Annotated in this window: 16 protein-coding genes and 1 riboswitch; of the genes, 15 read left to right on the top strand and 1 reads right to left on the bottom strand. The window is 63.3% G+C overall.

Annotated features, from left to right (window positions below; genetic code table 11):
* The first annotated feature begins 30 nt into the window (after positions 1 to 30).
* The 9 genes from urtC (at position 31) to DTW89_RS01655 (ending at position 9,800) form a co-directional block, all read left to right on the top strand.
* Complete coding sequence (gene urtC, locus DTW89_RS01695) at positions 31 to 1,242, top strand: urea ABC transporter permease subunit UrtC (RefSeq protein WP_114654652.1); 1,212 nt, start codon at positions 31 to 33, stop codon at positions 1,240 to 1,242.
* Positions 1,243 to 1,261: 19 nt separating this feature from the next.
* A complete protein-coding gene (urtD, locus tag DTW89_RS01690) occupies positions 1,262 to 2,005 on the top strand; it encodes an urea ABC transporter ATP-binding protein UrtD (protein WP_114654651.1) in 744 nt (247 codons plus the stop codon).
* Between the two features lie 41 nt (positions 2,006 to 2,046).
* Positions 2,047 to 2,736 (top strand): urea ABC transporter ATP-binding subunit UrtE, encoded by a 690-nt coding sequence (urtE, locus tag DTW89_RS01685; protein WP_114654650.1) that lies wholly within the window; start codon positions 2,047 to 2,049, stop codon positions 2,734 to 2,736.
* 84 nt (positions 2,737 to 2,820) lie between these two features.
* Positions 2,821 to 4,047: a formamidase gene (gene fmdA, locus DTW89_RS01680; RefSeq protein WP_114654649.1), complete on the top strand. Its 1,227-nt coding sequence runs from the start codon at positions 2,821 to 2,823 to the stop codon at positions 4,045 to 4,047.
* A gap of 37 nt (positions 4,048 to 4,084) precedes the next feature.
* Complete coding sequence (locus DTW89_RS01675) at positions 4,085 to 4,429, top strand: FmdB family zinc ribbon protein (protein ID WP_114654648.1); 345 nt, start codon at positions 4,085 to 4,087, stop codon at positions 4,427 to 4,429.
* Between the two features lie 19 nt (positions 4,430 to 4,448).
* Entirely contained in the window at positions 4,449 to 5,489 is a 1,041-nt protein-coding gene (locus tag DTW89_RS01670) for an aliphatic amidase (protein ID WP_114654647.1), read from the top strand.
* A 144-nt stretch (positions 5,490 to 5,633) separates the two neighbouring features.
* Positions 5,634 to 5,864 carry a hypothetical protein gene (locus DTW89_RS01665; RefSeq protein WP_161555617.1) on the top strand — a complete coding sequence of 77 codons (231 nt, stop codon included), beginning with the start codon at positions 5,634 to 5,636 and terminating at the stop codon, positions 5,862 to 5,864.
* Between the two features lie 18 nt (positions 5,865 to 5,882).
* Positions 5,883 to 6,003, top strand: a riboswitch (S-adenosyl-L-homocysteine riboswitch).
* A 33-nt stretch (positions 6,004 to 6,036) separates the two neighbouring features.
* Positions 6,037 to 8,775, top strand: coding sequence for a methionine synthase (gene metH, locus DTW89_RS01660; RefSeq protein WP_114654645.1), 2,739 nt, complete (start codon positions 6,037 to 6,039; stop codon positions 8,773 to 8,775).
* 254 nt (positions 8,776 to 9,029) lie between these two features.
* On the top strand, positions 9,030 to 9,800 hold the full coding sequence (locus DTW89_RS01655) for a PEP-CTERM sorting domain-containing protein (RefSeq protein WP_114654685.1): 771 nt from the start codon (positions 9,030 to 9,032) through the stop codon (positions 9,798 to 9,800).
* Positions 9,801 to 9,861: 61 nt separating this feature from the next.
* Here DTW89_RS01655 and DTW89_RS01650 read toward each other — a convergent pair whose 3' ends face one another.
* A complete protein-coding gene (locus tag DTW89_RS01650; protein WP_114654644.1) occupies positions 9,862 to 10,440 on the bottom strand; it encodes a shikimate kinase in 579 nt (192 codons plus the stop codon).
* Positions 10,441 to 10,668: 228 nt separating this feature from the next.
* Here DTW89_RS01650 and DTW89_RS01645 point away from each other — a divergent pair, with 228 nt between their 5' ends.
* From DTW89_RS01645 to DTW89_RS01620, 6 genes are all read left to right on the top strand, one after another.
* Positions 10,669 to 11,562, top strand: a complete 894-nt coding sequence (locus tag DTW89_RS01645) for a YihY/virulence factor BrkB family protein (protein WP_024813643.1) — start codon at positions 10,669 to 10,671, stop codon at positions 11,560 to 11,562.
* Between the two features lie 133 nt (positions 11,563 to 11,695).
* Entirely contained in the window at positions 11,696 to 12,424 is a 729-nt protein-coding gene (locus DTW89_RS01640; protein WP_114654643.1) for a glycine zipper 2TM domain-containing protein, read from the top strand.
* Between the two features lie 888 nt (positions 12,425 to 13,312).
* Positions 13,313 to 14,176, top strand: coding sequence for a branched-chain amino acid ABC transporter permease (locus DTW89_RS01635; RefSeq protein WP_024813644.1), 864 nt, complete (start codon positions 13,313 to 13,315; stop codon positions 14,174 to 14,176).
* 2 nt (positions 14,177 to 14,178) lie between these two features.
* Positions 14,179 to 15,147, top strand: coding sequence for a branched-chain amino acid ABC transporter permease (locus tag DTW89_RS01630; RefSeq protein ID WP_024813645.1), 969 nt, complete (start codon positions 14,179 to 14,181; stop codon positions 15,145 to 15,147).
* Complete coding sequence (locus DTW89_RS01625) at positions 15,134 to 15,898, top strand: ABC transporter ATP-binding protein (protein WP_114654684.1); 765 nt, start codon at positions 15,134 to 15,136, stop codon at positions 15,896 to 15,898. Before DTW89_RS01630 ends, DTW89_RS01625 begins: the two co-directional genes overlap by 14 nt.
* A complete protein-coding gene (locus DTW89_RS01620; RefSeq protein WP_114654642.1) occupies positions 15,885 to 16,592 on the top strand; it encodes an ABC transporter ATP-binding protein in 708 nt (235 codons plus the stop codon). Before DTW89_RS01625 ends, DTW89_RS01620 begins: the two co-directional genes overlap by 14 nt.
* Positions 16,593 to 16,615: the final 23 nt, after the last annotated feature.

Genomic DNA, 16,615 nt, shown 5'->3' with positions numbered 1-16,615 from the left:
TATTCAATCCGAGTTCACAGGAGTTTTCCCATGAATGCGCTCAAAGCCTGGATCCTGCGCTACCAGCTTGCCAGTCTGGTGTTGCTCACCGTGCTACTGGCCGTGGTGTTGCCGCTCGCACTCGATATTTTTCGTCTGAACCTGGTGGGCAAATACCTCACCTACGCCTTTGTGGCCATTGGCCTGGTGATGGTGTGGGGCTATGGCGGTGTGTTGAGCCTGGGACAAGGCGTGTTCTTTGGCCTTGGGGGCTATGCCATGGCCATGTTCCTCAAGCTCGAAGCATCGGACCCCGTCAGCACCAAGATCCAGTCCACGCCCGGCATCCCGGACTTCATGGACTGGAACCAGATCACCGAGCTGCCCAACTTCTGGGTTCCCTTCAAGAGCCTGCCGTTTGCGCTGGCAGCGGTCATCGTGGTGCCCACGTTGCTGGCCTGGGTTGTCAGCTATGCGATGTTCAAGCGCCGCGTAGGCGGTGTGTATTTCGCCATCATCACGCAGGCCGTGGCGCTGATTTTGACCGTGCTCATCATCGGACAGCAGGGTTACACCGGCGGCGTGAACGGCATGACCGACCTCAAGACCCTGTGGGGCTGGGACACGCGCACCGACAGCGCCAAGTACATCCTCTACTACGTGTGTGTTGCCCTGCTCATCGCGTCCATTGTGTTGTGCCGCTGGATACAGACTGGAAAGGTCGGAACGCTGCTGCTGGCCATGCGCGACAAGGAAGACCGCGTGCGATTTTCGGGCTATGACGTGGCCAACTTCAAGGTATTCACCTTCTGCCTGGCCGCGGCGCTGTCGGGCATTGGCGGTGCGATGTTCTCGTTGCAGGTGGGCTTCATGTCGCCCAGTTTCGTGGGCATCGTGCCGTCCATCGAGATGGTGATCTACGCCGCCGTGGGTGGGCGCATGAGCCTGGTGGGCGCGGTGTATGGCACCTTGCTGGTGAACGCCGGCAAGACGTATTTTTCCGAGAGCTTTCCCGAGTTGTGGCTGTTCCTCATGGCGGGGCTTTTCATTGGCGTGACCATGGCTTTCCCTATGGGCTTGGCGGGCCTGTGGGAGAGCCATGTGGTGCCCTGGTGGAAGGGCCGCCGCGAAGCACTGCGCCAGGCGTCTGCGCAAGGCAGACCACCTGCAGCGCGCCCGCCCGTGGATGGGGGGGCAGCAGCGGCATCGTCGCCATCGCCCTCTGCTGCGCTGCCTGACGGCGTGAGCCGTCAGGGCGTCTGAAACCACCGGAGCACCCTTCATGAGCAATACCGACTTCGCCCTGGCCGTGGAAGACCTGACCGTGTCGTTCGACGGCTTCAAGGCCATCGACGCCCTCACGCTGTACATCGACAAGAACGAGTTGCGCGTGATCATCGGCCCCAACGGCGCGGGCAAGACCACGCTGCTGGACCTAATTTGCGGCAAGACCCGGGCCACGGGGGGCAGCATCAAGTTCAAGAACGAAGAACTCACCGGCATGGCCGAGCACAAGCGTGTGCGGCTGGGCATCGGGCGCAAGTTCCAGACGCCCTCCATCTACGAGAACCTGTCGGTCTTTCAGAACCTGGAGGTGTCTTACCCCGCAGGCCGCTCAGTGCTCGGCGCGCTGGCGTTCAAGTGCACCGACGAGGTCAAGGCGCGTGTGCAGGTGGTGGCCGAAGACATTGGCCTGGGCGACAGGCTCGACACCGAAGCGGGGCTGCTCAGCCACGGACAAAAGCAGTGGCTGGAGATCGGCATGCTGCTGATGCAGGAGCCCGAACTGCTGATGCTCGACGAGCCCATCGCCGGCATGAGCGCACGCGAGCGTGAGCTCACGGCCGAGCTGCTGCAGCGCATTTGCAAGAACCGTGCGGTGATCGTGATCGAGCACGACATGGAGTTCGTCAAGCGCATCGCCCACAAGGTCACGGTGATGCACCAGGGAAAGATCCTGGCCGAAGGCCCCATGGAGAAGGTGCAGGCCGACCCCAAGGTCATCGACGTGTATCTGGGCCACTGACCACGCCGTACACCCACCGAACCCCACCACAGGAGCACCGCATGCTGGAAGTCAAGGATCTGTTTGTGGCCTACGGCCAGAGCGAGGCGCTGCACGGCATCTCGTTTGAAGGCCGTGCCAATGAAACCGTGGCCATCATGGGCCGCAACGGCATGGGCAAGACCACGCTGTTCAAAAGCCTCATGGGCGTGATGCCCGTCAAGAGCGGTCACATCTCTGTGGCCGGGCAAGAGGTAACCCAAGACGAGAGCTTTCGCCGCGTGGCCAAAGGCATCGCCTATGTGCCCCAGGGCCGCATGATTTTTCCGACGCTCACGGTGGAAGAGAACATCCAGACCGGGCTGGAGAACTCCAAGACGCGACAGATTCCTGAAGACGTGTACGCACTGTTTCCTGTGCTGTGGGACATGCGCCGCCGCAAGGGCGGCAACCTGTCAGGCGGGCAGCAGCAACAACTGGCCATTGCGCGAGCGCTGGTCACCGACCCCAAGGTGCTGCTGCTCGACGAGCCCACCGAGGGCATCCAGCCTTCGATCATCAAGGACATCGCCAAGGCGCTCAACGAAATCCGCAAGCTGCGCAAGATCACCATTGTGGTGAGCGAGCAGGTGCTCTCGTTCGCCATGGATGTGGCCGACCGGCTATTCGTCATCGAGGGCGGTCGCCTGGTGCACGAGACCGCCCGGGCTGACACCGACCAACAGCGCATCAAAGCGTACCTGTCCGTGTGACGGGAGTGGTCGTCGCACACCCCGCATCGCACCGCTTTCCCTCCTTCCCGCATTCCATCCCCCACCCCTTCCAAGGAGCACGCCATGGCTGAAACCCTGATCAAGGTCGATTTGAGCAAGTCGCCCACCGAGAACGAAAATATCCACAACCGCTGGCATCCCGACATCCCCATGGCCTGCTGGGTCAACCCAGGCGACGAGTTTGTTCTGGAGACGTTTGACTGGACCGGCGGCTTCATCAAAAACAACGACAGCGCCGACGATGTACGCGACATCGACCTGACCACGGTGCACTACCTTTCCGGCCCCGTGGGCGTGAAGGGTGCCGAGCCGGGCGATTTGCTGGTGGTGGACCTGCTGGACATCGGCGCCAAGCAAGACAGCCTGTGGGGCTTCAACGGCTTTTTCAGCAAGAAGAATGGCGGCGGCTTTTTGACCGAGCACTTCCCCCAGGCGCAAAAGTCGATATGGGATTTCCATGGCATGTTCACCAGCTCGCGCCATGTGCCGGGCGTGAAGTACGCCGGGCTTATCCACCCCGGCCTGATCGGCTGCCTGCCCGATCGCAAGATGCTGGAGCAGTGGAACGCCCGTGAGCAGACCCTGATCGATTCAGACCCCACGGCCGGGCTGGCTAACCCGCCGTCGGCCGGAACGGCGCACATGGGCCGCCTCACGGGCGATGCCAAAGCCAAGGCAGCGGCCGAAGGCGCCCGCACCGTGCCACCGCGCGAGCATGGCGGTAACTGTGACATCAAGGACTTGTCGCGTGGCGCCAAGGTGTTCTTCCCGGTGTATGTGGACGGTGCCGGGCTGTCGGTGGGCGACCTGCACTTCAGCCAGGGCGATGGCGAGATCACCTTCTGCGGCGCTATCGAGATGGCGGGCTGGGTGCACATGAAGGTCACGCTCATCAAGGGCGGCATGGCCAAGTACGGCATCAAGAACCCCATCTTCAAGCCCAGCCCCATCACGCCCACCTACAACGACTACCTCATCTTCGAAGGCATCAGCGTGGACGAGAGCGGCAAACAGTACTACCTGGACGTGAACGTGGCCTACCGCCAGGCCTGCCTCAACGCCATCGAGTACCTCAAGAAGTTCGGTTACTCCGGTGCGCAGGCGTATTCCATTCTGGGGACGGCCCCCGTGCAGGGCCATATCAGCGGCGTAGTCGACGTGCCCAACGCCTGTGCCACGCTGTGGTTGCCCACGCAGATCTTTGACTTCGACATCAACCCGAGCGCAGCCGGGCCGATCAAGCACCTGGATGGCTCGGTGGTCATGCCGCTGTCGCCCGATCTGGTCTGACACACCTTGCCCTCACTCTTTTGCGCACGGAGCTGACATGCCCACCTACGACTACGCCTGTGCCCAGTGTGGCGGATTTGATGCCTTTCGCCTGGTGGCTGACCGCAACGAACCCGCTGCCTGCCCGGACTGCGGTGCAGCATCGCCGCGCGTGTTTGCCACCGCGCCGCGCCTGGCGCTCATGAGCGCATCCGCGCGCAGCGCCATCGCCACCAACGAGCGCGCGCGGCACGAGCCACAGCGCTCGGGCGACTACGCCCGCCTCAAGCACCCTGCAGGCTGTGGCTGCTGTTCTTCATCGCAGAGCCGCAAGGCGACGGTGACAGCGCCCAGCGGAGCCAAGGCGTTTCCCAGCAAACGGCCCTGGATGATCAGCCATTAATTGACAAGGAGAGCACGCCATGAACCACGGCGATATTTCAAGCAGCAAGGACACCGTCGGTGTGGCGGTGGTCAACTACAAGATGCCGCGCCTGCACACCAAGGCGCAGGTGCTGGACAACGCCCGCAAGATTGCGGACATGCTGGTGGGCATGAAGACGGGCCTGCCTGGCATGGATCTCGTGATCTTCCCCGAGTACAGCACCCACGGCATCATGTATGACGCCAAGGAGATGATGGACACCGCAGCCACCGTCCCCGGTGAAGAGACCGAAATCTTCGCCGCCGCCTGCCGCAAGGCCAAGGTGTGGGGTGTGTTCTCGCTCACAGGCGAGCGCCATGAAGAGCACCCGCACAAGGTGCCTTACAACACCCTGATCCTCATGAACGACCAGGGCGAGATCGTGCAGAAGTACCGCAAGATCATGCCTTGGACCCCCATCGAAGGCTGGTATCCGGGTGACAAGACCTATGTGAGCGAAGGCCCCAAGGGCCTGAAGATCAGCCTCATCATCTGCGACGACGGCAACTACCCCGAGATCTGGCGCGACTGCGCCATGAAGGGCGCCGAGCTCATCGTGCGCTGTCAGGGCTATATGTACCCTGCCAAAGAGCAGCAGATCCTGATGAGCAAGGCCATGGCCTTTGCCAACAACACTTACGTAGCCGTCGCCAATGCCGCCGGATTTGACGGGGTCTACAGCTATTTCGGCCACTCTGCGCTGATCGGCTTTGATGGCCGCACGCTGGGCGAGTGCGGCGAGGAGGAATATGGCGTGCAGTACGCCGCCCTGTCCACCAGCCTGATCCGCGATTTCCGCAAGAACGGGCAGTCCGAGAACCACCTGTTCAAGCTGCTGCACCGGGGCTACACCGGCATGATCAACTCGCGCGATGGGGATCAGGGCGTGGCAGCCTGTCCGTATGACTTTTACAACCGCTGGGTGAACGACCCCGAAGGCACGCGCAAGGCCGTGGAAGCCATCACCCGGCCCATGGTGGGCACCGAGGAATGCCCGATCGAGGGCATTCCGAACCCGGATAGCGGTGGCTACAGCTGACGCCAGGGGGTGTCGTGCGGGTTCGCCTTTTCGGCACAGTGGCGATGGCCTGAGATCTTCAAACAGGGGCAACTGCCTGTGGGAGCCGCAAACTCTGCCCGATAGTCGGCCCCCATGCGTGGGCCGTTTTTTTCTCTCCTGTGAATGTCGTCTTGTCCGCTGACCTGCGCCGTGCTTGTAGGCTGCATGGCCAACACGCCCATGCCGCGCGGCGAGGTCAAGGCGGCATCCGCTTTGCCCGCCGAGCTGGCCCCGTTCGACATGAACCGTGTGGCCATGCTGGCCATGCCTGAAAGCCGGGAGGGCCCGGTCCGGTCCATGGACACGGTCTTCGGCCTCCTGCCTGGTTCTACGGCTGAACGCCAATGCGTATGACCCGGTAAAATCCGCCGCTTGCCCAAGGAGCGTTGCAGCGGTCCCCTCACCACGAGAGGCCGTCAGGCTTGGGCACATATGATGAGCCGTTCAATATCTTGACCAGGTTCTCACCCCACCGCAACGACGCTCACCTGTTTTTACGCTGTTTCCTGCTGCACAGGTGAGTTCTATGTCCGCTGTATCCCTGCCCCCCATGAAGTTGTCCGGCCTGGAGCCTGTCTCCATTGGCGAGGGCACCCTGTTCGTCAACATCGGCGAGCGCACCAATGTCACCGGCTCCAAGGCGTTTGCCCGCATGATCCTGAACGGCCAGTACGAAGAGGCCCTGGCCGTGGCGCGCCAGCAGGTCGAAAACGGTGCGCAGGTCATCGACATCAACATGGACGAGGCCATGCTCGACAGCAAGGCCGCCATGGTGCGCTTTCTGCAACTGATCGCCTCCGAGCCCGACATTGCGCGCGTGCCCATCATGGTGGACAGCTCCAAGTGGGAGGTGATCGAGGCCGGGCTGCGCTGCATCCAGGGCAAGGGCATCGTCAACTCGATTTCCATGAAAGAGGGCGAGGAAAAGTTCCGGCACGAGGCGCGCCTGGTGCGCCGCTATGGCGCCGCTGCCGTGGTGATGGCGTTTGACGAAAAAGGCCAGGCCGACACCTACGAGCGCAAGATCGAAATCTGCGAGCGCGCCTACCGCATCCTGGTCGATGAGGTGGGTTTCCCGCCCGAAGACATCATTTTTGACCCCAACATCTTTGCCGTGGCCACCGGCATCGAAGAGCACAACAACTACGCGGTCGATTTCATCAACGCCACGCGCTGGATCAAGCAGCACCTGCCGGGTGCCAAGGTCTCGGGCGGCGTGAGCAACGTGAGCTTTTCCTTTCGCGGCAACGACCCCGTGCGCGAAGCCATCCACACCGTGTTCCTGTACCACGCCATCCAGGCGGGCATGGACATGGGCATCGTCAACGCGGGCATGGTGGGCGTGTACGACGACCTGGAACCCGTGCTGCGCGAGCGCGTGGAAGACGTGGTGCTCAACCGCCGCCCCGACGCCGGCGAGCGGCTGGTCGAGATTGCCGAAACCGCCAAGAGCGGTGCCAAGGACGAAAGCAAGCGACTCGAATGGCGCGGCACGCCCGAGCACCCCAGGACCGTGGGCGAGCGCCTGTCGCACGCGCTGGTGCACGGCATCACCGACTTCATCACCGAAGACACCGAAGAGGCCTACCGCGCCATCCTGGCCAAGGGTGGCCGTCCGCTGCATGTGATTGAAGGCCCGCTCATGGACGGCATGAACGTGGTGGGCGACCTGTTTGGCGCCGGCAAGATGTTCTTGCCCCAGGTGGTGAAAAGCGCCCGCGTGATGAAGCTGGCCGTGGCGCACCTGCTGCCCTACATCGAGGAAGAAAAGCGCCAGCTCGAAGCCGCCGGGGGCGACGTCAAGACCAAGGGCAAGATCATCATCGCCACGGTGAAGGGCGATGTGCACGACATCGGCAAGAACATCGTCACCGTGGTCTTGCAGTGCAACAACTTCGAGGTGGTGAACATGGGCGTGATGGTGCCCTGCCACGAGATTCTGGCGCGTGCCAAGGTCGAGGGCGCCGACATCGTGGGGCTCTCGGGCCTCATCACGCCCAGCCTTGAAGAGATGCAGTATGTGGCCGGCGAGATGCAGAAAGACGAGCACTTTCGCATCAAGAAGATTCCGCTGCTGATTGGCGGCGCCACCTGCTCGCGCGTGCACACGGCCGTCAAGATTGCGCCGCACTACGAAGGCCCCGTGGTCTATGTGCCCGATGCCTCGCGCAGCGTGAGCGTGGCGCAAAGCCTGCTGGGCGACAGCGTCGAAAGTTATGTGGCAGAGATCAACGCCGACTACGACAAGGTGCGCACCCAGCACGCCAACAAAAAGGCCACGCCCCTGTGGCCACTGGCCAAGGCGCGCGCCAACAAGACGCCCGTGGACTGGTCGGCCTACCAGCCCGCCGTGCCCCGCGCTCTGGGGCGCCGCGTGTTCAAGAATTTCGACCTGGCCGAGCTGGCCAGATACATCGACTGGGGCCCGTTCTTCCAGACCTGGGATCTGGCCGGCCCGTACCCCGCCATCCTGACGGACGAGGTGGTGGGCGTGGAAGCCTCGCGGGTGTTTGCCGACGGCCAGGCCATGCTCAAGAAAATCATTGAAGGCCGCTGGCTCACCGCCAGCGGGGTGATGGCGCTGCTGCCCGCCAACAGCGTGAACGATGACGACATCGAGTTCTACACCGACGACACCCGCACCGAGGTCGCCATGACCTGGTATGGCCTGCGCCAGCAGACCGAAAAGCATGTGATCGACGGCGTGACCCGGCCCAGCCGCTGCCTGGCCGATTTTGTGGCCCCCAAAAGCAGTGGCATCGCCGACTACGCAGGCATGTTTGCCGTCACGGCGGGCTTAGGGATCGAGAAGAAGGAAAAAGCCTTCATCGACGCGCTGGACGACTACTCGGCCATCCTGTTCAAAAGCCTGGCCGACCGTCTGGCCGAGGCCTTTGCCGAATGCCTGCACCATCGCGTGCGCACCGACCTGTGGGGCTATGCCGCTGGCGAGGCCCTCACCAGCGACGACATGGTCGCCGAGAAATACGTCGGCATCCGCCCGGCGCCCGGCTACCCTGCCTGCCCCGACCACAGCGCCAAAACCGCCCTGTTCCAGCAGCTGCAGTGCCAGGAGATCGGCATGTCCCTCACCGAGAGCCTGGCCATGACCCCCGCCGCCAGCGTGAGCGGTTTCTACATCGGCCACCCCGAGGCCGTGTATTTCAACGTGGGCAAGATCGGCGAAGACCAGCTGCACGACATGGCCCTGCGCCGTGGGATGGACGAGGCGGTGCTGGCAAGGCTGCTGGCCCCGAACTTGTGATGCTATGTAATTAATAGCTGGTGGCGCTTGCTGCTAAAGCGCTAGAAGCCGTTTTCTATGAAAAGTCAAAAGCCCCGCATGCGGGGCTTTTGTTCGTCAGCGGGGGCTGATGCCAAAGGGGTAAAAGGCGTCGGATATTTTTACAATCCGAGGTAAATTTTCGCGTAAGTCATTGATTTCATTGGATGGCATGGTGTGTGCTTTTGTAAGTTGAAACCGCAGTTTTCAGTGGTTACATACAAGGGGTTCAGGCCATGAAATTCAAAACCGTTGCAGCCATCGTCGCCGGCATGTTCCTTTCTGCAGCCGTTCATGCGGTGCCGATTGTCAACACCAACGTGCGCCCCGTGGTTCTTGGTGCCACCCCTGCAGGCGAGCAATCACTGCAAACCGTTTTGAACAGCGTGTTTGGCACCGGCGCGGTGAGCGCGGCCAACAACCAGAGCGCGGCAGGCCTGTGGGGCTCTGCGACGGGTTCGGCCACCACCATTCCTGCGTTGATCATCGAACAGACCGGTGGCGCTGCCAGCCAGAAATTTGGCATGTGGTTTGGTACCGATACCTCCAGCATTTACACCGTTGACCTGTTTTTTGGCGGTGCGGTAGGGGCGCCCAACACACTGCAGCAAAGTGCCGTCGGCATCGGCATTGGCGACGGTCAGATGATCATTTCCGCTGGCCCCACCTTCCAGAGCGCGTGCGGCACACAGGTCAATTGCGGCCTCTTCTCCAACGCGCTGATCAATCCCGACAGCTTCGGCTTTTATTTCGTCACAGGTGCGGGAAAAATCGCCTATTCCATTGACAGCATGAACCAGGGCGGAGTCACCGATTTTCTGGCGTTCCAGGGCGGCACATCGACCAACTGGATTTTTGCCTTTGAAGACGGCACCGACAATGACTTCCAGGACATGGTGGTGAAGGTGGAGTCCATTCAGGTTCCCGAGCCGGGCTCCCTGGCCCTGCTGGGCCTGGCCCTGGCGGGTGCGGCGGCTGCATCGCGCCGCAAGCAAAAACAAGCGTGAGAACCTGTATCGTTCCGGTGCGGTGATCGCACCAAGGGGGCTTGGGCCCCCTTTTTTCGTTTCAGGGGGCGGTGTCAGAGGGCTGCTCGGTGCCGGGGGTGGATGGCGCAGCCACCACAGCGCTTTGCGCCATCTCCAGCTGCATCATCACCATGTTGACCAGCGTGCTCACCGACGGCCGCCCTGTCTCGATGACGTAGTGCGCGGTTTCCCGGTACAGGGGGTCGCGTTGGGCGTACAGGTCGCGCAGCTTTCCCATGGGGTTGCCGCCCTGCAGCAGGGGGCGCGTTTTGTCGTGCTTGACGCGTTTGAAGATTTCTTCAGGCCATGCGCGCAGATACAGCACGTTGCCAAACTGGCGCAGCACCTCGCGGTTTTCAGGGCGCAGCACGGCGCCGCCGCCGGTGGACAGCACCATGCCGCCGGGCTGCTGCGTGATTTCGGCCAGCGCCTGCGCCTCAAGGTCGCGAAAGCGTGCCTCGCCTTCCGTCTCGAAGAAGCTGCGGATGGTGGTGCCAATGGTCTTTTCCAGCCAATGGTCCAGGTCAATGAACGGCACCCCGGCCCGGTGGGCCAGCTGCCGGCCGACGGTGGATTTGCCCGAGCCGGGCATGCCGACGAGTGCGCAGCGAATGTGCATAAATGGTGTCCTGTTTTCTTGACTGCCCAACTTCAGGCCGAGTGTACGGTGGTGCCCCGGGGTGCGGTCGCCCGTGCGTTACGCAGTGCCTTGTTCAGCGCCTTGAAGCGCAGCGCAGCCCGGCTCCGCTGCAGCCCACCGGGCAGGCGTTGCTGTGGGAGGTGGACTACCCCGGCTTCCCTGTCTGTCTGATGGGCAGCCAGGCCTTATGCCTGTAGGCTTGCGCGCATGAATGCCCCTCAAGATGACAAGCCCGCGCTGGCGGTGGTGCACCGCGTCCGTATGCTGCTTCCCGTGCGGCGGGCGGTGTGGTTGTGGGCAGATGCCGACGGCGCCCGCATGAGCGCGGCGATGTCGTTCTACGGCATCCTGAGCCTGGCGCCTTTGCTGGTGCTGCTGGTGGCCGGGCTGGGTTGGTGGCTGGACCGCGACAGCCTGCAGCAGGGGTTGATTGCGCAGATTGGCACCATCGTGGGCGAGCAGGGTGCGGCGGTGATTCGCCAGGCCCTGAGCAGCGCCCAGGAGCCCTCGCAGGGGTTGCTGGCCTCGTTGCTGGGCTTTTTGGTGCTGCTGTTTGGCGCCACCGGGGTGTTTGGCGAGCTGCAGTCTGCGCTGCAGCGGCTGTGGACCCACGGGCACGATGAGGTGCCCCCGCTGCCGTGGTGGCACGGTGCTTCGCTGCGCCTGCGCGGCGTGGCCTATGTGCTGGCGTTTGGCTTTCTTCTGCTGGTGTCGCTGGCCGTCTCGACGCTGCTGAACCTGTTCACGGGCTGGGCAGGCAACTGGTTGCCCATCGCTCCACTGCTGCGGGTGCTCAACGAAGCCACCTCGTTTGCCGTGTGCGCGGCCCTATTTGTGGGCCTGATGCGCATGAGTGCGGGCCCCAAGCCCCGGCTGCGGTATCTGTGGCTGGGTGCGTTCATGGGGGCCTCGCTGTTCACGGCGGGGCGGCATGTGCTGGCGGTCTATCTGTCGACTGCGGCGGTGGTTTCGGCTTACGGGGCGGCCGGTTCGCTGGTGGTGCTGCTGATGTGGATCTATTTCTCGTCGGCGGTGTTGCTGTTTTCTGCCGGGTGCGCGCGTGCCTACGAAGAAGCGCTGGGTCCCACCGCGCCGCAATGAGCGATTGCTGAAGGTTCTTACCCCCGCTTACATGGGTGGTGCGCGTTCCGAGCAGCGCAGTGTGTAACTTCAAGGCAGACCTGCGACCCGTGTTGCAGACGAACGTTTCGATCTGTCGAGAAAGGCAACAACCATGCAACCAACCCCCTCTGCGGTGCCCAGCGCACCCTTGGCCACAACCCCGGCAGGCGTTCCACTGAAATGGCTGTGGGCGGCCATTGCCGCGCTGGGCCTGTGCGTGCTGGCGCTGGGCGCAACCCTGGTGGCGCAGCAGCGCCCGGGCGCGGTGTCCGAACACGAGGCCCTGGCGTCGCCTGCGCCGCGCACGCCAGAGTCAGAAATAATTGATGAAAAAAGGCCTGTAGCGCTTAACCAGCGTGCGCAAGCAGCTCCTGAATACGGAGCAAGCCGGGCGCTTGCCCCAGCGCCGGTGCAACGGGCTGCCGCCCGCGCTTACCCGCAAGCGCCGCAGCAGTCGCGGTACGACGAAGCCCCCGGGCGGGATGCGCGCCATGAAATGGCCCGGGCCCCGGTGTGTGCGGTTTGCGGCCGCATTGAATCGGTGCAGGCCGTGCAGCACGCAGCCCCCGCCACGGGCGTGGGCGCGGTAGCTGGTGGCGTGCTGGGCGCGGTGGTGGGCAACCAGGTGGGCAAGGGCTCGGGCCGCACAGCCGCCACGGTGCTGGGCGCTGTGGGCGGCGGTTACGTGGGCCACACGGTAGAGCAGCGCACCCGCACCCAGACGGTGTACGAGGTGCGCGTTCGCATGGACGATGGCTCGGTGCGCCGCTTCACGCGCTCGCAGCCTGTGCCCGAAGGCGCGCCGGTGCGTTTGCAGGGCAAGGGATTTCAGCTGGTCTGAAGCCCGATTGCCGGGGGGTGACGGTGGCTGCAGGCTTTCTTCGCGCAGCATGTCGCGCATGCTTGAACTTCTTGATCGTTCCAGACGGTGTGGAGGGCATCGCATCGTGCGCGATCAGGCGCTCGGGGATGGACTGCTCGGCAGTCTTCTGGTCTTTCAGAATCTGCACCAGTCGTGGCGGGACAATGGCTTGCCCGGGCTTGGGCGCCACCACGGCGCAGACGCGCTCGCCCAGGCGCTCGTCGGGGGTAGGCCACGATGGCGGCCATGGCGTTGGCCGGGTGGCGGCAGAGCAGCGATTCGACCTAGACCACCGGAATGTTGTCGCCGCCGCGGATGATCACGTCCTTGCCGTGGCCGATGGTGCGCAAATGACCACAAAACCAGTCCCGGGTTTGGAACATCACAGGTCGTTCTCGCCTGGCAGGCGCTGAAACCACAACTGAAACGCACCGCAAACCGATAGCGGTGATCGCTGCAAATCCGAGCGGTTCCATGTGCTGGGCCGAAGGGGCTGACGTGCCATTCGGTATTCTGCAATACGGAATGTAGGCGCCTGCTGGTTGCGGGGCGGGACCCGAAAGACGGATGCAAAAATCAGTAACAGCTGCCAAAAGTCATCTGTGCGACTCCAAGTGCCGTTCGTTCATGGGTGTTTACCCTACAGTCGTTCCGCAATGCAGAATTCATCCTCTGGCCACGTATGTCGTGCGCTAAGCTGTGTCGGCACTCACCTCAAATTCCGGCGCGTAACGCCCGGACAACCTTCAGGAGCCAGATGATGCAGAAACTCCCGGACTTGGGGCCACATGCCCGCAGGGCAAGGTCGCCGCAGCATGATGGGCGGGCCTGGTGCCCTGCCCATTCCACCGCCAGGAGGGCCAGGTGATGGAAATGTTTTTGCAACAGGTGCTCAACGGCCTGACGCTGGGCGGTATCTATGGCCTGGTGGCCCTGGGCCTGACGCTGGTGTACGGCATCCTGCACGTGCCCAACTTTGCCCACGGCGCCTTCTACATGTTCGGCGCTTTCGCGTCTTTCCACCTCATGTCGGCCTGGGGCTGGAACTACTGGCTGGCCATGGGGGGCTCCGCCCTGTGCGTGGCCTTGATCGCGGTGCTGGCCGAGCGGCTGGTGTTCCACCCGCTGCGCAACGCCTCGGGCCTGCACCCCATGATCGCGGCCATCGGCGTGCTGCTGTTTCTGGAGGCTGCCGCGCAGGCCATCTGGGGCGCCGACTTCCACCGCATGCAGACGCCCTACAACGGCATCATCGAGCTGGCGGGCGTTACGGCGCCGGTGCAGCGCCTGCTGATCATCGGCGCCGCGTTCACGCTGATGGTGGTGCTGCACCTGTTCCTGAAGAAGACGGTGATGGGCTCGACCATCATCGCCATGGCGCAGAACCGCGATGGCGCTTCATTGGTGGGCATTGACGCCAACCGCGTGGCCATGCTCACCTTCGCCATCTCGGGTGTGCTTGCCGCCGTGGCGGCCACGCTGTATGCGCCCATCAACCTCGTGTACCCGGCCATGGGGCACCTGGTGATCACCAAGGCCTTCGTCATCATCATCCTGGGCGGCATGGGCAGCGTGCCGGGTGCCATTGTGGGCGGCCTGATCATCGGCTTTGCCGAGAGCTTTGGCGCCTTCTACATCTCCACCGACTACAAAGACATCATCGCTTTCATGCTGCTGGTGTTTATTTTGTCGCTGCGCCCGCAGGGCCTGTTCACCAAGGGAGTGCGCTGACCATGGCTTATCTCCAAGGCAAACTGGGCTGGGCCCTGCTGCTGGCCGCGGGCCTGCTGTTTCCGCTGTTCACGGGCAACGACTACCACCTCACGGTGATGGGCACGGCCTATATCTTCGCCATTGCCACCATCGGGCTGAACCTCATCACCGGCTATACCGGGCAGTTCAACCTGGCGCACGCGGGCTTCATGGCCGTGGGGGCCTACACCGTGGGCATTCTCACGGTGGACCACGGCTGGTCGTTCTGGGGCGCCTTTGCGCTGTCGGGCGTGGTCACGGCGTTCCTGGGCTACTTCATCGGCATCCTGTCGCTGCGACTCAAGGGGCACTACTTCTCGATCTTCACGCTGTGCGTGGGTTACATCATGTTTCTGGTGATCGAAAAGTGGGAAGGGCTGACGCACGGTACCGTGGGCATCATGGGCATCCCGGCGCCCGAACCGATTGGCGCGATCCGCTTCGACACGCCGCTGGCGCTGTACTACCTGGTGTTCTTCTGGCTGGTGGTCGGCCTGTGGGCCATGCGCCGCATCGTCAACTCGCTGCTGGGCCGCACCTTCATGGCGATTCGCAACAGCGATGAACTGGCCGAGTCGCTGGGCATCAACCTCATGCGCAACAAGACGCTGGCTTTCATGCTGTCGGTTTTTTATGCGGGTATGGCGGGCGGCCTGTATGCGGGCTATGTGCGCTTCATTGGCCCCGGTGTGGCCGGTGTCGAGCACACCTTTGACATGACCATGTACATGATCATCGGTGGCCTGGGCACCCTGCTGGGGCCGCTGCTGGGCGCGCTGGCCATGCCGTGGCTCACGCAGTACCTGCAGTTTTTGCAAGAGTATCGTTTCCTCGTTTTCGGGCCCATCCTGGTGCTGCTGGTGATTTTTGTCCCGCACGGCATCGTGGGCACTTATCTGGGCTGGCGTGCGCGCCGCGCCGCACAGGGAGGCCAGCATGCTCAAGATTGAACATCTCACCAAGCGCTTTGGCGGGCTGGCGGCAGTCAACAACGTCAGCACTCTCATCGAGACGGGCAAGATCAACGCCATCATCGGCCCCAACGGTGCGGGCAAGACGACGTTCTTCAACCTCATCAGCGGCGTGCACCGCCCCACCTCGGGCACCATCACGCTCGAAGGCCGTGACGTGACCTCGTTGCGCACCGACCAGGTGGCGCACCTGGGCGTGGCACGCACTTTCCAGACCACGGCGCTGTTCGACATGGCCTCGGTGCTCGACAACCTCATCGTCGGCCACCGCCTGCGCACCAAATCGGGCCTGCTGGACGTGCTGCGCGGCTCCAGCCTGCTGCGCGAGGAAGAGCGCATCTGCCGCGAAAAAGCGCGCGACGCGCTGAACTTCGTCGGCCTCTCGCACCTCGAAAACCGCATGGCGGGCGACATCTCGCAGGAAGAGCGCAAGCGTGTGGCCTTTGCGCTGGCCCTGTCCACTGGCCCGCGCCTGCTGCTGCTCGATGAGCCCGCCGGCGGCGTGAACCCCGATGAAACCCAGGGCCTGGCCGACCTCATCCGCAAGATGGTGCAAAGCGGCCTGACCGTTTGCCTGATCGAACACAAGATGAACATGATCATGAGCCTGGCCGACAAGATTCTCGTGCTCAGCTACGGCGAAAAAATCGCCGAAGGCACGCCCGCCGAGATCCGCGCCAACCCGGCCGTGATCGATGCCTACCTGGGGAGCGAGCATGCTGACGCTTGAGAACGTTTCGCTGAACTACGGCAGCTTCACCGCCCTCAACGGCGTGAGCCTGCACGCCGGCCAGGGCGAACTGGTGGTGCTGCTGGGTGCCAACGGCGCCGGCAAAAGCTCTATCTTTCTCACCATCAGCGGCATCCACAAGGCAGCGGGCGGCAGCATCCGCTATGGCGACAAGAGTCTGGTGGGCATGAAGCCCTCGCAAATCGTGGCCAACGGCGTGGTGCAGTGCCCCGAGGGGCGCAAGCTGTTCCCCGGCATGTCGGTGCTCAAGAATCTGATGCTCGGCGCCTACGTGCACCGCGGCGACGGCGCCGCCAACCGGCAGCGGCTTGAGGAAGTGATGGCGCTGTTCCCCATCCTCGACCAGAAAAAGGACGACCCGGCCGGCTCGCTCAGCGGCGGCCAGCAGCAGATGGTGGCCATCGGCCGCGCGCTGATGGGCCGACCCAAGGTGCTGCTGCTCGACGAGCCCTCGCTGGGCCTGGCGCCGCTGGTCATCAAGCAGACCTTCGAGGTCATCCAGCGCATCAACCAGGCCGGCACCACGGTGCTGCTGGCCGAGCAGAACGCGTTTGCCGCACTGAAGATCGCGCACCGTGCCTACGTCATCGAGAGCGGCCGCATCGTCATGGAGGGCGACCGCGAGAGCCTCATGAACAACGAAGCGGTCCGCAAGGCCTACATCGGCGCCTGATTTCCCCTTTCTTTCCACCACTA

The sequence above is a fragment of the Acidovorax sp. BoFeN1 genome (assembly GCF_003345135.1).
GTDB classification, from domain to species: Bacteria; Pseudomonadota; Gammaproteobacteria; order Burkholderiales; family Burkholderiaceae_C; genus Acidovorax; species Acidovorax defluvii.
Note: the sequence above shows the minus strand (reverse complement) of the source record. Positions and strands in the feature narration are given on the sequence as shown.